The sequence below is a fragment of the Lysobacter antibioticus genome (assembly GCF_000731095.1).
GTDB classification, from domain to species: Bacteria; Pseudomonadota; Gammaproteobacteria; order Xanthomonadales; family Xanthomonadaceae; genus Lysobacter; species Lysobacter antibioticus_B.
In genome coordinates this window covers 1-22,440 of record NZ_JMTZ01000092.1, presented here as the reverse complement: position 1 = coordinate 22,440, position 22,440 = coordinate 1, and the positions used below count along the sequence as shown (strand labels likewise).

The following is a 22,440-nucleotide window of genomic DNA, read 5'->3' as shown; positions in this document are numbered from 1 at the left end:
TAGTCGAAACCGGTGTCGTTGAAGTCTTCCAGCACGTGCTCGCGCTCGGCCGCCGATAGCAGCGGCAGGCGGGCGACCGGGCATTGCGCGTCGGCGACCATGGCTTCGAGCAGACTCACGAAATAGCCGGCGTAGCGTTCGATGGTCTCGCGCTCGAACAGGTCGCTGGCGAAGGACAGATTGCCCTGCAGGCTGTCGCCGCTGTCGGCCAGGGCCAGTTCGAGATCGAAGTGGGCGGTATGCAGCGGACGGCCGATGCTTTCCAGCTCCAATCCCGGCAACTGCAGCGCGCCGCCACCCGGGGTGTTGTTGAACGCGAACATGGTCTGGAACAGCGGGCTGTAGCTCAGGCTGCGCGCCGGCTGTACCGCTTCGACCACCTGCTCGAACGGCACGTCCTGGTGGGCGTAGGCGTCGAGCATGGTGCTGCGCACACGGCCGAGCAGATCGGCGACGCTGGCCTGTCCGTCGACCTCGATGCGCAAGGCCAGGGTGTTGACGAAGAAGCCGATCAGCGGCTCGATCTCGGCGCGCTGGCGATTGGCGACCGGACTGCCGACGACGATCTCGCCCTGCCCGCTCAAGCGCGACAACAGGCTCGACCACGCCGCCAGCAAGGTCATGAACAAAGTCGCGCCGTGGCGCTGCGACAACTGGCGCAGCTCGGCGGTCAGTCGCGGCGACAGGCTCAGGCCGACGCGGTCGCCGGCATAGCTCTGCAACGGCGGGCGCGGCCGGTCGGTCGGCAGTTCCAGCAGCGCGGGCGCACCGTGCAGGTGCTCGCGCCAGAAACCGAGTTGTCGGCGCAGGGTTTCGCCCTGCAGCCATTGCCGCTGCCACTGCGCGTAGTCGGCGTACTGGATCGGCAACGGCGGCAGCGGGTCGTCCTGGCCCTGGCTGAAGGCCGCGTACAGCGCGGTGACTTCCTTGACCAGCACGCCGAGCGACCAACCGTCGGAGACGATGTGATGCTGGGTCAACAGCAGCACGTGTTCGTCCGCGGCCAGGCGCAGCAAACGTCCGCGGATCAGCGGGCCGGCAGCGAGGTCGAACGGCGCGCGCGCTTCTTCGGCGCCGAGCTCGGCGACCGCGCGTTCGCGCGCATCGGCATCGAGGCCGCGCAGATCGATCTCGACCAGGTCGAAGCCGCGGTCGGCCGGCGCGATCGATTGCGATGCGATCCCGTCGATTTCGACGAAACGAGTGCGCAGGTTTTCGTGGCGGGCGACGATGCGATCGAGGGTCGCCTTCAGCGCATCGCGGTCGAGACGGCCGCTGAGGCGCAAGGCGGTCGGCATGTGATAGGCCGCGCCCGCTGCCGGGTCGAGCCGGTCGAGGAACCACAGGCGTTGCTGCGCCCACGACAGCGGCAAGGCCGCGGCGCGATCGGCGCGCGGGATCGCCGCTTCATCGGTGCGTTTGGCGCCGGACAGAGCCGCGGCCATCGCCGCCAGGGTCGGCCTCGCGAACACCTCGCGCAGCGCCAGCGCCGCACCGAGGCTCTCGCGCAAGCGCGTGGTCAATTGCACGGCGAGCAGGGAATGACCGCCGAGTTCGAAGAAATGGTCGTGGCGGCCGACCCGCTCCAGGCCGAGCAGCTCGGACCAGATCGCCGCAACCGCGGTTTCGGCCTCGCCTTGCGGCGCTTCGTACTCGCGCGCCGCCACCGCCGACGCATCCGGCGCCGGCAGCGCCTTGCGGTCGAGCTTGCCGTTAGCGGTCAGCGGCCACGTGGCCAGGCTCACGAACGCCGACGGCAGCATGTAATCGGCCAGGTTCTTGGCCAGGGCCTCGCGCAACGCTGCCGCCGAGACTTCGGCGCCGTCGTCGGCGATGACATAGGCCACCAGGCGCTTGTCGCCGGGCTGGTCTTCGCGCGCCAGCACCACCGCTTCGCGCACGCCGGCGCAGTCGGTCAGGCGTGCTTCGATCTCGCCGAGCTCGATGCGGAAACCGCGGATCTTGACCTGGAAATCGTTGCGGCCGAGGAACTCGATGCTGCCGTCTGCCTGCCAGCGGCCGAGGTCGCCGCTGCGGTACAGGCGTGCGCCCGGCTCATCGCCGAAGGGGTCGGCCAGGAAACGTTCGGCGCTGAGCTCGTCGCGATTGAGATACCCGCGGGCGACGCCCGGGCCGCCGATGTAGAGCTCGCCGGCGACGCCGACCGGCACCGGCTCGCCGCGCGCGTCGAGCAAGTACACGCGGGTGTTGGCTATCGGCTTGCCGATCGGGATGCTGCGTGCGCCCTCGGCGACCGCGGCGATCTCGAAGTTGGTGGCGAAGGTCGTGGTCTCGGTCGGGCCGTAGCCGTTGACCAGGCGCCGCGGCCGCTGCGCACGGCCGAGCGCGCGCGCGACACTGCGCGGGTCGAGCGCGTCGCCGCCGATCAGCATATGGTTCAGGCCGGCGAAGGCCGGCGCCAGGGCATCGACGTATTCGTTGAACAGACCAACCGTCAGCCACAGCGCGGTCACGCCGCCGTCGATCAGGGCCGCAGCGAAGCGAGCCGGTTCCAGCACGTCGTCGGCGGCGATCACTTCCAGGCGCGCGCCGTTGAGCAAGGCGCCCCACAGCTCCCAGGTCGACGCGTCGAAGGCTGGGTTCGCGCACAGGCCGATGACATCGTCGACGCCGAACTGCGCGCATTCGTTGTTGATGACCAGGCGCAGCACGTTGCGGTGCTCGACCATCACCCCCTTCGGCAGGCCGGTCGAACCCGAGGTGTAGATCACATAGGCCAGATGGCGCGAGCCGAGCCCGGCCACGTCGGGCGCGAGGTCGAGCGGCGACGGCGATTGCGCATCGGCGATGCCGTCCATGGCCACGAAGGCGGCCTCGGCCTGTGCCAGCGCGGCCACCGACTCGCGCAAGGCGGCCGGCGCGAGCAGCGCGCGCGGCGCGCTGTCGGCGAGCATGAAGGCCAGGCGTTCGTCGGGATGCTGCGGGTCCAGCGGCACGTAGCCGGCGCCGGCCTTGAGGATGGCGAGCAGGCCCACCACCAGTTCCAGGCCGCGTTCGGCGCAGATGGCAACGCGGTCGTCGGGTTGCACGCCGAGCGCGATCAGGCGGTGGGCGAGACGGTTGGCGCTGCGGTCGAGTTCGGCATAGGTCAGGCTGCGCCCCTGGAAACGCGCGGCGATCGCGGTCGGACGCTCGGCCGCCCACTGCTCGAACACGCCGTGGATGCAACGGTCGTGCGGGTAGTCGACGTCGGTAGCGTTGAAACCGCGCAGCACCTGCTCACGCTCGTCGGCGCTGAGCAGTGGCAAGGCATCGACCGTACGCGTATCGTCGCCGACCATGCCTTCGAGCAAACGGACGAAGTGCCCGGCATAGCGCTCGATGGTCGCGCGCTCGAACAGATCGGTGGCGAAAGCCAGATTGCCTTCAAGGGTGGCGCCGGCATCGGTGACCGCCAGCTCGATGTCGAAGTGCGCGGTGTGGCGGGCGCCGCCGACCGCTTCCAGGCTCAGCCCCGGCAGTTCCAGGGCGCCGCCGTCGGGGGTGTTGTTGAAGGCCAGCATGCTCTGGAACAGCGGGCTGTAGCTCAGCGTGCGCGCCGGCTGCACCGCTTCGACCACCTGCTCGAACGGCACATCCTGGTGCGCATAGGCGTCCAGGGTGGTGGCCTTGATCTGCGCCAGCAGCTCGGCCACGCTCGGCGCCGCGCTCAGGTCGACGCGCAGGGCCAGGGTGTTGACGAAGAAGCCGATCAGCGGCTCGACTTCGGCGCGCTGGCGGTTCGCGACCGGGCTGCCGATGACGACCTGGTCCTGCCCGCTCAGGCGCGACAACAGCACCGACCACGCGGCCAGCAAGGTCATGAACAAGGTGGTGCCGTGGCGCTGCGACAAGGCGCGCAGCGACGCGGTCAGCGCCGGCGACAGGCTCAACGCGACGCGGTCGCCGGCATAGCTCTGCAACGGCGGGCGCGGACGGTCGGCCGGAAGTTCCAACAAAGCCGGTGCGCCGCGCAGATGCTCGCGCCAGAAATCCAGCTGCGCCTGCAGGGTCTCGCCTTGCAGCCACTGCCGTTGCCACAGAGCGTAGTCGACGTACTGGATCGGCAAGGGCGGCAAGGGATCGGCGCGACCTTCGTGGAACGCCGCATAGAGCGCGCTGACTTCGCGCACCAGCACACCGAGCGACCAGCCGTCGGAGACGATGTGATGCTGGGTGACCAGCAGCACGTGTTCGTCGTCGGCCAGCCGCAGCAGACGGCCGCGGATCAAGGGGCCGACGGCGAGATCGAACGGCGCCTGCGCTTCCTGCGCGGCCAGTGCGGCGACCGCGGCGTCGCGCGCACCCACAGCGACGTCTGTAAGGTCGTGTTCGATCAAGGCGAAGCCGACCTCGGCCGGCGCGATCACCTGCACCGGCGTGCCGCCGCCATCGACGAAGCAGGTACGCAGGTTTTCATGACGGGCGACGATGCCGTCGAGGGTGCGCTTGAGCGCGCCGCGGTCGAGCGTGCCGCTCAGGCGCAGCGCCGCCGGCATGTGATAGGCCGCGCTGGCGGCGCGGTCGAGCTGGTCGAGGAACCACAGACGCTGTTGCGCCCACGACAGCGGCAAAGCGCCGCTGCGGTCGGCCAAGGCGATGGCGCTGTCGTCGGCACGGCCGGCGCCGGCCAGCGCCGCGGCCATTGCAGCGAGGCCGGGATGGGCGAACACCTCGCGCAGCGCGAGTTCGACGCCGAGTGCCTCGCGCAGGCGCGTGACCAACTGCACCGCAAGCAGGGAATGCCCGCCGAGTTCGAAGAACTGGTCTTGACGCCCGGCGCGTTCCAGCCCGAGCAGTTCGCACCAGACCCGGGCCACCGTCTGTTCGAGCTCGCCCTGCGGCGCTTCGTATTCGCGCAGCGCGAGCGCGGACTGGTCCGGCGCCGGCAGCGCCCTGCGGTCGAGCTTGCCGTTCGGCGACATCGGCCAGGCGTCCAGGCTGACGAACGCAGACGGCAGCATGTATTCGGCCAGATCGCGCGCCAGCGCGGCACGCAAGGTCGCTGCCGACACGTCGGCGCCCTGCTCCGCCAGCAGATACGCCACCAGGCGCTTGCCGCCAGTCTGGTCGTCGCGTGCGGTCACCACCGCTTCGCGCACGCCGGCACAGGCGCACAGACGCGCCTCGATTTCGCCGAGCTCGACCCGGAAGCCGCGGATCTTGACCTGGAAATCGTTGCGGCCGAGGTAGTCGACGGTGCCGTCGGGCAGCCAGCGGCCGAGGTCGCCGGTCTTGTACATGCGCGCATCGGCGTCGGCGACGAAGGGGTCGGCCAGGAAGCGCTCGGCGCTGAGTTCGGGGCGGCCGAGATAACCGCGCGCCAGGCAGGCGCCGCCGATATAGATCTCGCCGTTGACGCCGGGCGGCACCGGCTGGCGCTCGCCGTCGAGCAGGTAGATGCGCGCATTGGCGATCGGCGCGCCGATCGGCGGGGTCGCCGGCCACGTCATCGGGTCGCCGGACAAGGTGTGGGCGGTGCAGACGTGGCTTTCGGTCGGGCCGTAATGATTGTGCAGCTCGCGTCCGGGGACGCGGGCGAAGAAACTGCGGATCGCCGGGTTGACGAACAACTGCTCGCCGGCGGTGACCACGCGGGTCAGCGACGGCAAGGCTTCGCCATTGCGCTCGGCGGCCGCAACCAATCCCTGAAAGGCCACGAACGGCAGGAAGATCCGCTGCACCTCGTGGCGCTTGATGAAATCGACCAGCGCGAACGGGTCCTGGCGGGTCGCCTCGCGCAACAGCATCAGGCAACCGCCCGAGGCCAGCGTGTAGAACAGTTCCTGGAAGGCGACGTCGAAACCGAGCGCGGAGAACTGCAGCACCTTCTCGCCGACGGCGCGACCGGCCTGGTCGCGGCACTGCCAATCGATCAAGTTGACCAGCGGCGCTTGCGGCATCGCCACGCCCTTGGGCTGGCCGGTCGAGCCCGAGGTGTAGATGACGTAGGCCAAATGGTCCGGCGTCAGGCCGGCGACGAGCGGATCGTGCTCGGGCTCGGCAGCGAGTGCGGCACCGTCGAGGTCGATCAGCGGCACGCGAGAAGCGGCCAGGGCTGGCACCTCGGCGAGCAGGCTGTATTGGCTCAGCAGCGCCAGCGGTGCGCTGTCGCCGAGCATGTAGGCCAGGCGTTCGTCGGGATAGGCCGGATCGAGCGGCACGTAGCCGGCGCCGGCCTTGAGGATGCCGAGCACGCCGACCACCAACTCCGGCCCGCGCTCGGCGCAGATCGCGACGCGGTCGTCGGGTTTCACCCCGAGCGCGATCAAGCGATGCGCGACCCGATTGGCGCGGCGGTTGAGTTCGGCGTAACCGAGGCGGTTCTCCTCGAATACCAATGCGCAGGCATCCGGGGTGCGCTGGGCCTGCTGCTCGAATAACTGGTGCAGCACGCGCTGCGGCGGAAACTCGACCGCGCTGTCGTTGAAGCCTTCGAGCACGCGCTCGCGTTCGGCGGCGGCCATCAGCGGCAGGCGCGCGACCGGCTCGGCGCCTTCGGCGGCCAAACCTTCGAGCACGCTGACGAAGTAATCGGCATAACGCTCGATGGTGGCGTGATCGAACAGATCGCTGGCGTAGCCGATGTTGCCCTCGACTGCGCCGTCGATCTCGCGCAGCCCGAGTTCCAGATCGAAATGCGCGGTGTAGCGCGAGGTGCCGAGCATTTCCAGGCTCAGGCCCGGCAAGCTCAGTTCGCTGTTGCCCGGCGTGTTGTTGAACGCCAGCATGGTCTGGAACACCGGCCCGTAGCTGAGGCTGCGCGCGGGCTGCAGGGCTTCCACGACCTGCTCGAACGGCACGTCCTGGTGGGCGTAGGCGCCGAGCGTGGCGGCCTTGACCTGGGCCAGCAAGGCAGCGACGTCGGGCTTGCCGCTGAAATCGATGCGCAAGGCGATGGTGTTGACGAAGAAGCCGATCAAGGGCTCGACTTCGCTGCGGCGGCGGTTGGCCACCGGGCTGCCGATGACGACTTCGTCCTGACCGCTCAGGCGCGACAACAGGGTCGCCCACGCCGCCAGCAGGACCATGAACATGGTCGTGCCGTGACGTTGCGACAAGGCATGCAGGGACGCAGTCAGCTGCGGGGTCAAGCGCAGATCGACGCGGCCGCCGGCATAGCGCTGCACCGGCGGGCGCGGCCGGTCGCTCGGCAATTCCAGCAAGGCCGGTGCGCCGCCGAGATGGCCGCGCCAGAAATCCAGTTGCCCCTGTAAGGCATCGCCTTGCAGCCATCGGCGCTGCCAGACCGCGTAGTCGGCGTACTGGATCGCCAGCGGCGGCAGCGGATCGGCCTGGCCCTGGCTGAAAGCGCTGTAGAGCGCGGTGACTTCGCGTACCAGCACGCCGATCGACCAACCGTCGGAGACGATGTGGTGCTGGGTCAGCAGCAACACGTGCTCGTCGTCGGCCAGACGCAGCAGACGGCCGCGGATCAAGGGGCCGGCGGCGAGGTCGAACGGCGCCCGCGCTTCGGTCGCACCGAGTTCGGCGATGGCGGTTTCGCGCGCGTCCGGCGCCAGCGCGCCGAGGTCTTGTTCGTCGAGAGCGAAGCCGCGCTCGGCCGAGGCGACCACTTGGGTCGGCACGCCGTCGACTTCGACGAAGCAGGTGCGCAGGTTCTCGTGGCGGGCGATCAGGCGGTCGAGGGTGGCCTTGAGCGCGGCGCGGTCCAGGCGCCCGCTCAGGCGCAGCGCCACCGGCATGTGATACGCGGCGCTGGCGGCCGGGTCGAGCCGATCGAGAAACCACAGGCGCTGCTGCGCCCACGACAGCGGCAGCGGCGCGCTGCGGTCGGCGAGCGGGATCGTAGGCGCGGCGAGGTCGTCGCCGCGCTGTTCGATGCGTTTCTTGAGCCGGTTGCGCAAAATCGCCTGTTTCAGCTCTTCCAGAGCCTGGTCCTGCTTATTCATCTACGGATTCCCTTTCCAGCAGCTTGCGCAATTCGTCTTCCGACATCGAATCCAACTCGACCTGCATGTCGCCGAGCTCGTCGCCGAGGAAGACCTCGACCTGCAAGGCCTTGATCGCATCGGCCAGCACCGACAGCAGCGGACGTTCGAACAAATCCCGCAACGGCACTTCCACATGGAACTGCTCGCGCACCCGGATCGCCAATTGCATGATCAGCAGCGAATGCCCACCCAGTTCGAAGAAATGGTCGTGACGACCGACCCGCTCGATCCCGAGCAAGTCCTGCCAGATTTCGGCCAGGGTCTGCTCGACTTCGCCGAGCGGCGCTTCGTACTCGCGGCTCGCCAGCGCGGACTGATCCGGAGACGGCAAGGCCTTGCGGTCGAGCTTGCCGTTCGGGGTCAACGGCAACGACTCCAAAGCGACGAACGCGCTCGGGATCATGTACTCGGCCAAGTCGCGGGTCAGCGCTTCGCGCAGGTTGGTCACCGAGATCTCGACGCCCTGCTCCGCCACCACATAGGCCACCAGGCGCTTGTCGCCGCTGTCTTCTTCGCGTGCGATCACCACTGCTTCGCGCACGCCGTCGCAGGCAGTCAGGCGTGCTTCGATCTCGCCCAGCTCGATGCGGAAACCGCGAATCTTGACCTGGAAATCGTTGCGGCCCAGGTATTCAATGCAGCCGTCGGCGCGCCAGCGGCCGAGGTCGCCGGTCTTGTACATCCGCGCATCGGCTTCGGTCGAGAACGGGTCGCGCAGGAAACGTTCGGCGGTCAGCTCCGGTCGGTCCAGATAGCCGCGTGCGACCTGCACGCCGCCGAGGAACAATTCGCCCGGCACGCCGACCGGCACCGGCTCGCCGCGCGCGTCGAGCAGATACACCGGCGTATTCGCAATCGGACGGCCGATATTCGGGCCGCCGACCGCATCGCGGATGCTGCCGATGGTCGCATCGACCGTGCACTCGGTCGGGCCGTACATATTGTGGAAGTGGATGCTCGGCGACGCTTTGAGCTTGTCCCACATCGCCTTGCCGATCGGCTCGCCGCCGAGCAGCACGCTGGTCGGCTGATGACCGGGCTTGCCGATCAGGCCGGCCGCCAGCAATACCTCCAACTGCGAGGGTGTGCTGTCGAAGGCATCGATGCGGTAACGATCGATGAACTCCAGCATCGCCGGGCCGTTGGCGCGGATCGACTGCGGGATCAGCACCAGCGCATGACCCGACAACAGTTGCAGGATGCCCTTCAAGGACATGTCGAACGAGAACGCCGCATTGAGGGCCACGCGCGAGCCGGCGCCCAGTTCACGATGAGTGGTCTCGCCCATCACCCACCAGAAGTTCACCGCCGAGCGATGCTCGACCATCACGCCCTTGGGCTGGCCGGTCGAACCGGAGGTGTAGATCACATAGGCCAGGTTGCGCGGTGTCAGGCCTTCGATACTCGGATTGCTTTCGCTCTGCTCGGCCAGCGACTCGTCGTCGAGCACCAGCACCGGCAGCGGCGACGACTCCAACATCGGCATCGCCGCACGCAAGGCCGACTGGGTCAGCAGCGCGATGGGCCGGCTGTCTTCGAGCATGTAAGCCAGGCGCTCGATCGGATAGCTTGGGTCCAACGGCACGTAGGCCGCACCGGCCTTGAGCACACCCAGCAAGCCGACGATCATCGCCACGCTGCGCTCGGTGCAGATCGCCACCCGGTCGTCGGGTTTAACGCCGAGCGCGATCAAGCGGTGCGCGACCCGGTTGGCGCGGCGGTTCAGTTCGGCGTAGCTCAGGACTTCGTCTTCGACCAAAAGCGCTTCGGCATCCGGCGTGGAAGCCGCCTGCGCCTCGAACTGCGCATGAATCGTGCGGTCATGCACCGCATCGGCACGCAGATCGTTGAACTCGCGCAGCACCTGCTCGCGCTCCGCGCCCGGCAGGATCGGCAGGCTCAGCAGCGAGGTCTTGCCGCCGGTTTCGAGCGCGGCGATCAAGGACTCCATCGCGGTCTGCATGTAGCGGACCACGCGCGGGCCGTCGATGCCGGCCACCGACAACAGGGTCAGGCCGAAACCTTCGCCGCGGTCCTCCACCGACAGGGTCAACGGATAGTTGTTGCGGGCGTCGCCGCCGATCAGGCGCATGCCTTCCCAGGCCGCATCGGCGTCGCGAGTGTCGCCCTGGCGCACCTCGCGGCGGTTGCGATAGTTCAACAAAGCGGTGAACAGCGGCAACGGCGGCAGGATCGCGCTGCACTGCTGGGCCAACGCCAGCGAAGCCTGCTCGCGCTCCAGCAGCTCGCCGAGGAAGCCATAGGTGTCGCGCACGGCTTGGCCGACATTGCGTCCGGCCAGGCCGACCCGCACCGGCAAGGTGTTGAGGAACATGCCGACCACCTGGTCGGCGCCTTCCGAGCCCTGCATGCGGCCCGACAGCACGGTGCCGAACACGACGTCGTCGCGGCCGCTGCACTGGCCGAGCACGCGGGCCCAGGCCAAGTGGAACAGCACCGACGGCGTCACCCCCCAGTGACGCGCGGTTTCGCGCACGCGCACGGCGAAGGCATCGGCGAACTCGACCCGCGACTCGTTGGCGCGGGCGCCGTCGACCTGCACGTCGAGCACGCCGAACGGAGCGGTCGGCTCGTCGACGTCGCCGAACTGCTCGCGGAACCAGGGCTCATGGCGCTGTTCCGGCGCGGCCACGGTGCGGGCGATGAAATTGCGGTACGGCATCGGCGCCGGCAACAGCGCGCCCTGCCCCTGCAGCAACAGCTCGGCTTCCTTGAGCATGAGCTGCTTGGAGTAGTTGTCCTCGACGATGTGGTGGGTCAGCAGGGCCAGCAGCCATTCGCCCGACTCGGCGTCGAAAGCGATCTGCGCGGCCATCACCGGCGCCCGGGTCAGATCGAGGCGGATGCGGTTGGTGTCGCTGTGCGCCAACAACTGCGGCAAGGCCGCCTCGCCCGCAGCCAGCGCCACTTCCGTGACCGGCAGCGGCGCGCGCCGCTGCACCACTTGCACCGGTTGCGGCAGGCCGTCCCAGTGCACGGCGCTGCGCAGGATGTCGTGGCGATCGATCACTTGCTGCAGGGCGCCGAGGAAACGGTCGAGACGCTCGCGGCCGTCGAAGGCCACCACCGAGCGCAGCAGATAGGTGTCGCCCTGGCTCTGGTTCTCGAGCAGGTGGTGGAACAGGATGCCCTTCTGCAGCGGCGCCAGCGGGTAGATGTCCTGAACGTTGCCGACCCCGTCCGGGACCGCGGCGACGATGGCGTCGATCTGCGCCTGTTCCAGCGCCACCAGCGGCAACAGCTCCGGGGTGATGGCGACGGTATCGGCACCGATGCGGTTGGCCGGCACCGTGGCTTCGTCCGGCGTGTTGGCAGCGTCCGCGCGCGCTGCGAGCGCGCTCAGGGTCGGCGCGGCGAACACGCTGCGCACGTCGACCGACAGGCCGTGCTGGCGCAAACGCTCGATCAGGCCGATCAACAGCAGCGAGTGGCCGCCGAGCTCGAAGAAATGATCATGGCGGCCGACCCGTTCCAGGCCCAGCAGTTCCTGCCAGGCCTGGGCGATGACGCGCTCGGTCTCGCCTTGCGGCGCCTCGAAGCTCCGGCTCGACACCGAGGCCTGGTCCGGCGCCGGCAGCGCCTTGCGGTCGAGCTTGCCGTTCGCGGTCAGCGGCAAGGCCTGCAGGCGCACGAAGGCGCTCGGGATCATGTACTCGGCCAGCTCGCGCGCCAGCGCTTCGCGCAGTTCGGCCGCGCCCGGCTCGGCGCCGTCGGCGGCGATGAAATACGCCACCAGGCGCTTGTCGCCCGGCTGGTCTTCGCGCGCGATCACCACCGCCTCGGCGATGCCGGCGCAAGCGGCCAGCTTGGCTTCGATTTCGCCCAGTTCGATGCGGAACCCGCGGATCTTGACCTGGAAGTCGTTGCGGCCGAGGTATTCGAGATCGCCGTCGGGCAACCACCGGCCGAGGTCGCCGGTCTTGTACAGCCGCGCCTGCGGCGAAGCCGAGAACGGATCGCGCAGGAAGCGCTCGCCGCTGAGTTCCGCGCGGTTGAGATAGCCGCGGGCGACGCCGTCGCCGCCGACGTACAACTCGCCGGCCACGCCGACCGGCACGGGCTGCAACTGACCGTCGAGCACGTACAGCTGCAGGTCCGGGATCGCGCAACCGATCACGCTGCCGCGGGCCTGGCGCACGTCCTCGGCGCGGATGCGCCGATAGCTCGCGTGCACGGTGATCTCGGTGATGCCGTACATGTTGATCAACTGCGTGCGTTCGCAATCGTTGCGTTCGATCCATGGCGCCAGGGTGTGCAGCTCCAGCGCTTCGCCGCCGAAGATCACCGCGCGCAGCGCATGCGACCGATCGCTGCGCGCCTGCGCCGCGATCAGCGCGCGGAACGCACTCGGGGTCTGGTTGAGCACGGTCACGCCTTGCTCGGCGAGCAGTTCGTAGAACTCGGCCGGGGTGCGCGCGCACAGTTCCGGCACCACCACCAGGCGGCCGCCGTGGAACAGCGCGCCCCAGATTTCCCAGACCGAGAAGTCGAAGGCGAACGAGTGGAACAGGGTCCAGACGTCGTCGCGACCGAACTCGAACCACGGCCGTGTGGCCGCGAACAGGCGCACGACGTGGCCGTGTTCGACCATCACCCCCTTGGGCTGGCCGGTCGAGCCGGAGGTATAGATCACATAGGCCAAATGACCGGGCTCGACCGCCAACGCCGGATCGTGCACGGGCCGGTCGGCAAGCGAGCCGTCGTCGAGCACCAGCAAGGGCGCGTTCGTTTCGCCGAGCAAGGGCAACTCATCTCGCAGGGTGGCCGAGGTCAACACCGCCACCGGTGCGCTGTCGCCGAGCATGTAGCTCAGGCGGTCGGCCGGGTACACCGGGTCCAGCGGCACGTAACCGGCGCCGGCCTTGAGAATGCCGAGCACGCCGACCAGCATGTCGAAACCGCGCCCGATGCAGATCGCGACGCGGTCGTCGGCGCGCACGCCGAGTTCGAGCAGACGGTGCGCGACCTGATTGGCGCGGCAGTTGAGTTCGCCGTAGCTCAGGCGGGCGCCGTCGAAGCTGAGCGCAACGGCGTCGGGATCGCGCGTCGCCTGGGCCTCGAACAGGCCGTGGATGCTGTCCTGGCTGCGGAAGCTGGCGCGGGCGGCGCCGAAGCCGCCGAGCACTTGCTCGCGCTCGGACGCCGGCAACACCGGCAGGCCCCGCAATGCACGCTGCGGCTCATGCGCGAGCGCATCGACCAGCGCGCGCACCGCGGTTTCCAGATAGGCCATCAGGCGCGGGCCGTCGATGCCCGGCACCGCCAGGGTCGACAGGCCGAAGCCCTGCCCGCGGTCGTTGACCGACATCGTCAGCGGGTAATTGGTGCGGTCCTCGCCGCCGATGCGGCGCATGCCGGCCCAGACCCGCGCGGTGTCTTCCGACTCGGCGGCGCTTTCCTGGTGGCTGTGGCGGTAGTTGAGCAAGGTGGTGAACAACGGCGTCGGTGCGCGCACGCCGCTGCAGCGCTGGGCCAGCGCCAGCGACGCCTGTTCGTGGGCCAGCAGCTCGCCGAGCGCACGGTAGGCCTCGCGGACCGCGTCGCCGACCTCGACCCCGGCCAACGCCACCCGCATCGGCAAGGTGTTGATGAACATGCCGACCACGTTCTCGGCCACGTCGGCGCCCTGCAGGCGGCCGGACAGCACCGTGCCAAACACGACCTCGTCGCGGCCGCAGCACTGGCCCAGGACCTGTGCCCAGGCCACATGGAACAGCACCGCCGGGGTCACGCCGTGGTTGCGCGCGGCTTCGCGGATCGCCGAGGCCAGCGCGTCGTCGAATTCGACTCGCGCTTCGGCCACGGCGGCGCCGTCGCCCTGCACGTCGAGCACGCCGAACGGCGCAGTGGCTTCGTCGATATGGCCCAGCTGCGCGCGGAAATAGGCCTCATGTTCGGCATCGCCGACGGCGCGGGTGCGGGCGATGAAATTGCGGTACGGCAACGGCGCCGGCAGCAAGGCGCCCTGCCCCTGCAGCAGCAGATGGATCTCGCCGAGGATCAGCTCCATCGTGACGTGGTCGCAGACCATGTGATGGTTGAGCAGGGCCAGCAGCCATTCGCCGCTGTCGCCATCGAACACGATCTGCGCGGCCAGGTTCGGCGCGCGCTGCAGGTCGATGCGGTGGCGGCGCGGATCGCTGCGCCGCAGCAGGCAGTCCATCGCGGTCTCGCCGGCGTCCGGGGTCAGCTCCGCCAGCGGCAACGGTGCGCGGCGGTGCACCACCTGCACCGGCTCGGTCAGGCCCTGCCAGCGCACCGCGCTGCGCAGGATGTCGTGGCGATCGATCACCGCCTGCAACGCGCCGAGGAAGGCGTCGAGGCGGTCGCGCGCCGCGAAGGCTACGACCGAACGCAGCAGATAGGTATCGCCGCCGTCCTCGCCTTCGAGCAAATGATGGAACAGGATGCCTTCCTGCAACGGCGCCAGCGGATAGATGTCCTGGATGTTGGCCACGCCGCCGGGCACGGCGGCGACGATGCCGTCGATCTGCTCCTGGCTCAGCCGCACCAGAGGCAGCATCTCCGGAGTGATCCTGGCCGGCGCCTGCTCGCGGCCGCCGCCGGCCAGATCGACGCCGTCCTCGACCGCCATCGCCAGCAGCGCCGGCTTGTGCAGTTTCAGCTGCTCCAGCAGTTCCGGGCCCATCGCGCCGCGCGGCGCGCGGATCGACAATTCGCCTTGCTTGACCAGCACGGCGACGCCGAGTTCGCGCAATCGGGCCAGCAGTTCGTCGAGACTCATACTTGGAATTCCTCGGTGTCCGCGTCCGCGCCGGAGGCGGCGAACGCGTCGGGGATCAGATTGGCCGGCACCTGGTAGGCGTCGGAGGCGGCGCCGGCGACCGGCACCAGGCGCTGCGCGAGTTCGCTCAGGCTCGGTGCGGTGAACACCGCGCCGATGTCGGCGTTGTAGCCGCGTTGGCGCAGGCGCTCGATCAGCACCATCGCCAGCAGCGAGTGGCCGCCAAGTGCGAAGAACTGGTCGTGGCGGCCGACCCGCTCGACCCCGAGCAGGGCCTGCCAGACTTCGGCAACGGCGAGTTCGGCCTCGCCCTGCGGCGCTTCATAGGCGCGCGCGGCCACCGCCGAGGCGTCCGGCGACGGCAACGCGGCGCGGTCGAGCTTGCCGTTCGCGGTCAGCGGCCAGGCCTCGACCACCACGAAGGCGCTCGGCAGCATGTATTCGGCCAGCTCGCGCGCCAGCGCTTCGCGTAGTTCACCCGGCTGCGGCACGGCGCTGCTCTCGGCCAGGACGTAAGCGACCAGGCGTTGATCGCCGGGGCTGTCTTCGCGGGCGATCACGATCGCCTCGGCGACGCCGGCGCAGGCAGCGAGCCGCGTCTCGATTTCGCCGAGTTCGATGCGGAAGCCGCGGATCTTGACCTGGAAATCGTTGCGGCCGAGGTATTCGAGCTCGCCGTCGGTCCTCCAGCGCGCGAGGTCGCCGGTGCGGTACATGCGCGCACCCGTGACGCCCACGAACGGGTCGTCGAGGAAGCGCTCCGCGCTCAGTTCGGGGCGGCCGAGATAGCCGCGCGCGACCTGCACCCCGCCGATATGCACTTCGCCGGCGACGCCGACCGGCACCGGCGCGCCGAGGCGGTCGAGCAGATAGATGCGGGTGTTGGCGATCGGCTGGCCGATCGGCACCGCGTCGGCGGCGGACGGCGCCTCGCCGGCCTCGCTGACGTAAACGGTGCAGCCGACCACGGTTTCGGTCGGGCCGTATTCGTTGATCACCACCGAGGCCGGCAACACGCGATCGCGGAAACGCTGCAGGCCGCGGCGGGTCAGTTGCTCGCCGCCGACCACCAGCACGTGCGCGGTCGCAGACACCGGCACGGCGGCCAGATTGGACAGCGCGTCCAGATGCGCCGGGGTCAGCTTGAACAACCACGGCTGCTCATGCCCGGCATAGTCGAGCAGCTGGCCCAGGCAAACTTGCGCTTGTTCGGCCAGCAGCACCACCGGCTTGCCCGCGAGCCACGGCGTCAACAAGCTGGTCACAGTGGCGTCGAAGCCGAACGGCGTCGCCACCAGCGCGCCCTGCACCGCCGCGCCGAGGTATTCGCGCCGCGCGTGTTCGAGATAATTCACCAGGCCCTGGTGATGCACCATCACGCCCTTGGGGCGCCCGGTCGAACCCGAGGTGTAGATGACGTAGGCCAGATGCGCCGGCGTCAGCGCGGCGACTTGCGGGGCGTCTTCGGCGCCGTCCGACCACTGGCTTTCGTCGAGAGCGAGCAGGCTCGCGGTCGGCGACAAGGCCTCGATGCGGCCGCGCAGCGACGGCGACACCAGCACCGCAACCGGTGCGCTGTCGCCGAGCATGTAGGCCAGGCGCTCGTCGGGATAAGTCGGCTCCAGCGGCACGTAGCCCGCGCCGGCCTTGAGCGTGGCGAGCAGGCCGATCGCCATCGCCTCGCTGCGCTCGGTGCAGATGGCGACGCTATCATCGGGTTTCACGCCGAGCGCGATCAAGCGGTGCGCCAGTCTATTGGCACGGCGCTCGAGTTCGGCGTAGCTGAGCCGGGTCTCGCCGCAGATCAGCGCGACCGCCTCAGGCGTGCGCGCAGCCTGCGCTTCGAACAGCTCGTGCGCGCAACGGTCCTGCGAATAGGCCGCGACGGTGTCGTTGCAGGTCTTCAGCAGACGCTCGCGTTCGGCCGCATCCAGCAAAGGCAGACGCGCGACCGTGGCGCTGTCGTCCGCCGTCATCGCTTCGAGCAGGCTCAGCAGATGCCCGGCGTAGCGCTGCATGGTGGCGCGGTCGAACAGGTCGGTGGCATAGGCGAAGCTGGCTTCGAGCGCCTCGCCGGTGTCGTTGACCGCCAGTTCCAGGTCGAAATGCGCGGTCTGGCGCGGCGTGTCGATCGCCGACAGTTCCAGTTCCGGCAGGCGCAACACGCCGCCGGCGGCGGTATTGTTGAACGCCAGCATGGTCTGGAAGATCGGGCTGTGGCTGAGCGAACGCTGCGGCTGCAGCGCCTCGACCACCTGCTCGAACGGCAGGTCCTGGTGGGCATAGGCGTCGAGCGTGGTCGCCTTGATCCGCTGCAGCAGCTCGGCCGTGCTCGGCTCGCCCTGCAGGTCGACGCGCAACGCCAGGGTGTTGAGGAATAAGCCGATCAGCGGTTCCAGCTCGCTGCGGCGGCGGTTGGCCACCGAGGTGCCGATGACGACTTCGTCCTGACCGCTCAGGCGCGACAACAGGGTCGCCCAGGCCGCGAGCAAAGTCATGAACAAGGTGGTGCCGTGGCGCTGCGACAGCGCGCGCAGGCTCGCGGTCAACGCCGCCGGGATCTGCAGGTCGAAGCGATCGCCGGCATAGCTCTGCACGGCCGGGCGCGGCCGGTCGGTCGGCAGCTCCAACAGCGCCGGCGCGCCGCTCAGGCGCTCGCGCCAGAATTCGATTTCCTGCTGCAGGGTCTCGCCCCGCAGCCACTGCCGCTGCCACGCGGCGTAGTCGGCGTACTGGATCGCCAACGGCGGCAGCGGATCGTCCTGGCCCTGGCTGAAAGCGGTGTACAGCGCGGTCACTTCCTTGACCAGCACGCCGAGCGACCAGCCGTCGGAGACGATGTGGTGCTGGGTGACCAGCAACACGTGTTCGTCGTCGGCTAGGCGCAACAGGCGCCCGCGCACCAGCGGTCCGGCAGTGAGGTCGAACAAGGCATGCGCCTCGGCCAGGCCGCGTTCGGCCACCGCCGCTTCGCGCGCATCGGCGGACAAGCCGCTAAGGTCTTCTTCGATCAAGTCGAAACCGCGCTCGGACGGGTCGATCATCTGCGCCGGGGTGCCGTCGACGGCAACGAAGCGGGTGCGCAGGTTCTCGTGGCGCGCCACCAGACGGTCGAGGGTGGCCTTCAGCGCATCGCGATTCAGACGACCGCGCAGACGCAGCGCCACCGGCATGTGGTAGGCGGCGCTGGCGGCGTGGTCGAGACGGTCGAGGAACCACATGCGCTGCTGCGCCCACGACAACGGCAGGGTCGCAGCGCGATCGGCGCGCTGCATCGGCGGCGTGACCACCGTCTCGCGGCGCGCGCCCTCGCGCTTGCGCAACTGCTGCAGGGCCACGGCGCGCCGCAGCTGTTCGAGCTTAACGCTTTGCTCATCGTTCATCGACTGCGTCCTCCGACAACAGGGCCAACAACTCGCTCTCGCTCAGTTCGCCGAGCGACTGCTCGATGTCGGCGACGTCGCTCTCGGCGAAGGATTCGATCTGCGCCGACACCACCAGCCCGGCGAGGAAGGACAAGGTCGGCTGCTCGAACAGGGTGCGCAGCGGAATCTCGACCTCGAAACGCTCACGCACCCGGATCGCCAGTTGCATGATCAGCAGCGAGTGGCCGCCGAGTTCGAAGAAGTGGTCGTGACGCCCCACCCGCTCGATCCCGAGCAAGTCCTGCCAGATCTCGGCCAGGGTCTGCTCGACTTCGCCGAGCGGCGCTTCGTATTCGCGACTGGCCAAGGCCGACTGGTCCGGCGACGGCAAGGCCTTGCGGTCGAGCTTGCCGTTCGGGTTCAACGGCAACGACTCCAGGGCGACGAACGCGCTGGGAATCATGTACTCGGCCAGGTCGCGGGCCAGCGCTTCGCGCAGATTGGTCGCCGCGATCTCGGCGCCCTGCTCCGCCACCACATAGGCCACCAGGCGCTTGTCGCCACTGTCTTCTTCGCGGGCTATCACCACCGCTTCGCGCACGCCGTCGCAGGCGGTCAGGCGCGCTTCAATTTCGCCCAGCTCGATGCGGAAACCGCGGATCTTGACCTGGAAATCGTTGCGGCCCAGGTATTCGATCGTGCCGTCGGCACGCCAGCGGCCGAGGTCGCCGGTCTTGTACATGCGCGCATCGGCTTCGGCCGAGAACGGATCGCGGACGAAACGTTCCGCGGTCAGCTCCGGGCGATCCAGATAGCCGCGTGCGACTTGCACGCCGCCGAGGAACAGCTCGCCCGGCACGCCGACCGGCACCGGCTCGCCGCTCGCGTCGAGCAGATACACCGGCGTGTTCGCAATCGGTCGGCCGATGTTCGGCCCGCCGACCGCGTCGCGGATGCTGCCGATGGTGGCGTCGACCGTGCACTCGGTCGGGCCGTACATGTTGTGGAAGTGGATGCTCGGCGAGGCCTGCAGTTTGTCCCACATCGCCTTGCCGATCGGCTCGCCGCCGAGCAGCACGCTGGTCGGCTGGTGACCGGGCTTGCCGATCAGGCCGGCCGCCAGCAACACCTCCAACTGCGAGGGCGTGCTGTCGAACGCGTCGATGCGGTAGCGGTCGATGAACTCCAGCATCGCCGGGCCGTTGGCGCGGATCGCTTGCGGGATCAGCACCAGGGCGTGGCCCGACAACAGTTGCAGGATGCCCTTCAAGGACATGTCGAACGAGAACGCGGCGTTCAAAGCCACGCGCGAACCGGCGCCCAGTTCGCGATGGGTCGTTTCGCCCATCGCCCGCCAGAAGTTCACCGCCGAGCGGTGTTCGACCATCACGCCCTTGGGCTGACCGGTCGAACCCGAGGTATAGATCACGTAGGCCAGATTGCGCGGCGTCAGGCCAGCGATGCTTGGATTGCTTTCGCTCTGCTCGACCAACGACTCGTCGTCGAGCACCACCAGCGGCAGTGGCGACGATTCCAGCATCGGCATCGCCGCGCGCAAGGCCGACTGGGTCAGCAAAGCGATCGGACGGCTGTCCTCCAGCATGTAAGCCAATCGCTCGATCGGATAACTCGGGTCCAGCGGCACATAAGCAGCACCGGCTTTTAGCACGCCGAGCAGGCCGACGATCATCGCCACGCTGCGTTCGGTGCAGATCGCCACACGGTCGTCGGGTTTGACGCCGAGCGCGATCAGACGGTGCGCGACCCGGTTGGCGCGACGGTTGAGTTCGCCATAGCTCAGCACCTCGTCTTCGACCAACAGCGCTTCGGCTTCCGGCACGGAAGCCACCTGCGCCTCGAACAAGGCATGCATCGTGCGGTCGTACACCGCATCCGCGCGCAGATCGTTGAACTCGCCCAGCACTTGCTCGCGTTCGGAGACCGGCAGGATCGGCAACGCCTGCAACGGCGTGTCGCCGCCGGCTTCGAGCGCGCCGATCAAGGACTCCATCGCAGTCTGCATGTAGCGGACCACGCGCGGGCCGTCGATGCCCGGCACCGACAGCGCGGTCAGGCCGAAGCCCTGGCCGAGGTCCTCGACCGACATGGTCAGCGGATAGTTGTTGCGGGTGTCGTCCTTGAGCACGTACACGCCGTCCCAGGCCTCGGCCATGGCCTGCTCCTCGGCGGCGTTGCCGGGCTCGTGGCTGTGGCGATAGTTGAGCAAGGCGGTAAACAAGGGCAACGGCGGCGCGATCGCGCTGCACCGCTGGGCCAGGGCCAGCGAGGCCTGCTCGTGGGCCAGCAGTTCGCTGAGCCGATGGTGGGTGTCGCGCACCGCCTCGGCCACGGCTTCGCCGCCGACCGGGATGCGGATCGGCAAGGTGTTGAGGAACATGCCGACCACTTGGTCCGCGCCTTCCGAACCTTGCAGGCGGCCCGACAGCACCGTGCCGAACACCACTTCGTCGCGGCCGCTGCAGCGCGCCAGCACTTGCGCCCAGGCGACGTGGAACAGCACCGCCGGGGTCACGCCGCGCTCGCGCGCGAGCTCGCGGATGCGCCGCGCCAGCGTGTCGTCGAACACGATCCGCGCTTCGCGCGCCTGTTCGCCGCTGCTCTGCACATCGAGCACGCCGAACGGCGCGGTCGGCTCGTCGACATGGCCGAGCTGCTCGCGGAACCAGGCCTCGTGTTCGGCCTCCGGCACTGCGCGGGTGGCGGCGATGAAATTGCGGTACGGCAGGCTCGCCGGCAGCTCCTCACCGCGACCCTGCAACAACGCCAGGATCTCCGACAGGATCAGCGCCATGGCGACGTGGTCGCCGCTGACGTGGTGGCGCAACAAGGCCAGCAGCCATTCGCCGCTGTCCGGGTCCTGGGCACGGAACGCCGCCAGGATCGGCGCGCGCTGCAGGTCCAGGCGCATGCGGCGCGGGTCGGTGTGGGCGAGCAACTGCGGCAGGGCCGGCGAATCGGCCGACAGTTCGGCCTCGTGCAGGGGCAACGGCGCCTGCCGGTACACGACCTGCACCGGCTGCGGCAGGCCCTGCCAGATCACCGCGCTGCGCAGGATGTCGTGGCGGTCGATGACTTGCTGCAAGGCATCGAGGAACGCGTCCATGCGCTCGCGGCCGTCGAAACCGAGCACGGTGCGCAGCAGATAGGTATCGCCGCCGCTGTCGTTCTCGAGCATGTGGTGGAACAGGATGCCTTCCTGCAGCGGCGCCAGCGGGTAGATGTCCTGGACGTTGCCGGCGCCGCCGGGCACGGTGGCGACGATGGCATCGATCTCGGTCTGGCTTAGCGTCACCAGCGGCAACAGCTCGGGAGTGATCGCGGTGGTGCCGGCGACGATCAGGTTCGGCGCGACCTCCGCCGCCGGCGCTTCGGCCTCGCCGGCAATCTTGCCGGCCAGCACGCTCAGCACTGGAGTGGTGAACACGGTGCGCACGTCGACGTTGAGGCCGCACTGGCGCAGGCGTTCGATCAGGCTGATGACCAGCAGCGAATGCCCGCCCAGTTCGAAGAAGTGGTCGTGGCGGCCGACCCGCTCGATCCCGAGCAGGTCCTGCCAAACCCCGGCGATGGCCTGCTCGGTCTCGCCTTGCGGCGCTTCGTATTCGCGGCTCGCCAGCGCGGACTGATCCGGAGACGGCAAAGCCTTGCGATCCAGCTTGCCGTTCGGGGTCAACGGCAACGACTCCAAAGTGACGAATGCACTCGGGATCATGTACTCGGCCAAGTCGCGGGCCAGCGCTTCGCGCAGGTTCGTCACCGAGATCTCGGCGCCCTGCTCCGCCACCACATAGGCCACCAGGCGCTTGTCGCCGCCGTCGTCTTCGCGTGCCACCACCACCGCTTCGCGCACACCGTCGCAGGCGGCCAGGCGCGCTTCGATCTCGCCGAGTTCGATGCGGAAACCACGGATCTTGACCTGGAAATCGTTGCGGCCCAGGTATTCGATCGTGCCGTCGGCGCGCCAGCGGCCGAGATCGCCGGTCTTGTACATGCGCGCATCGGCTTCGGTCGAGAACGGATCGCGCAGGAAACGCTCGGCGGTCAGCTCCGGGCGATCCAGGTAACCGCGTGCGACTTGCACGCCGCCGAGGAACAGCTCGCCCGGCACGCCGACCGGCGCCGGCTCGCCGCGGCTATCCAGCAGATACGCCGGCGTATTGGCGATCGGACGACCGATGCTCGGGCCGCCGACCGCGTCGCGGATGCTGCCGATGGTCGCGTCGACCGTGCACTCGGTCGGGCCATACATATTGTGGAAATGTATGCTCGGCGACGCCTTGAGCTTGTCCCACATCGCCTTGCCGATCGGCTCGCCGCCGAGCAGCACGCTGGT

The 22,440-nt window shown here is 68.9% G+C and carries 4 protein-coding genes; all 4 read right to left on the bottom strand.

All coding sequences use genetic code 11. The features are described from left to right. Positions 1 to 7,913, bottom strand: a 7,913-nt coding sequence (locus tag EX88_RS0120645) for an amino acid adenylation domain-containing protein (RefSeq protein WP_152566391.1), incomplete at its 3' end; no start/stop codon positions are given. Next, positions 7,906 to 14,721, bottom strand: coding sequence for a non-ribosomal peptide synthetase (locus EX88_RS0120640; protein WP_051885368.1), 6,816 nt, complete (start codon positions 14,719 to 14,721; stop codon positions 7,906 to 7,908). The genes EX88_RS0120645 and EX88_RS0120640, both read right to left, overlap by 8 nt. Then, positions 14,718 to 18,104 carry a non-ribosomal peptide synthetase gene (locus tag EX88_RS0120635; protein ID WP_031373874.1) on the bottom strand — a complete coding sequence of 1,129 codons (3,387 nt, stop codon included), beginning with the start codon at positions 18,102 to 18,104 and terminating at the stop codon, positions 14,718 to 14,720. The genes EX88_RS0120640 and EX88_RS0120635 overlap by 4 nt, the downstream gene beginning before the upstream one ends. After that, positions 18,094 to 22,440 (bottom strand): non-ribosomal peptide synthetase (locus EX88_RS0120630; protein WP_031373873.1); only part of this gene is annotated, 4,347 nt, incomplete at its 5' end. The genes EX88_RS0120635 and EX88_RS0120630, both read right to left, overlap by 11 nt.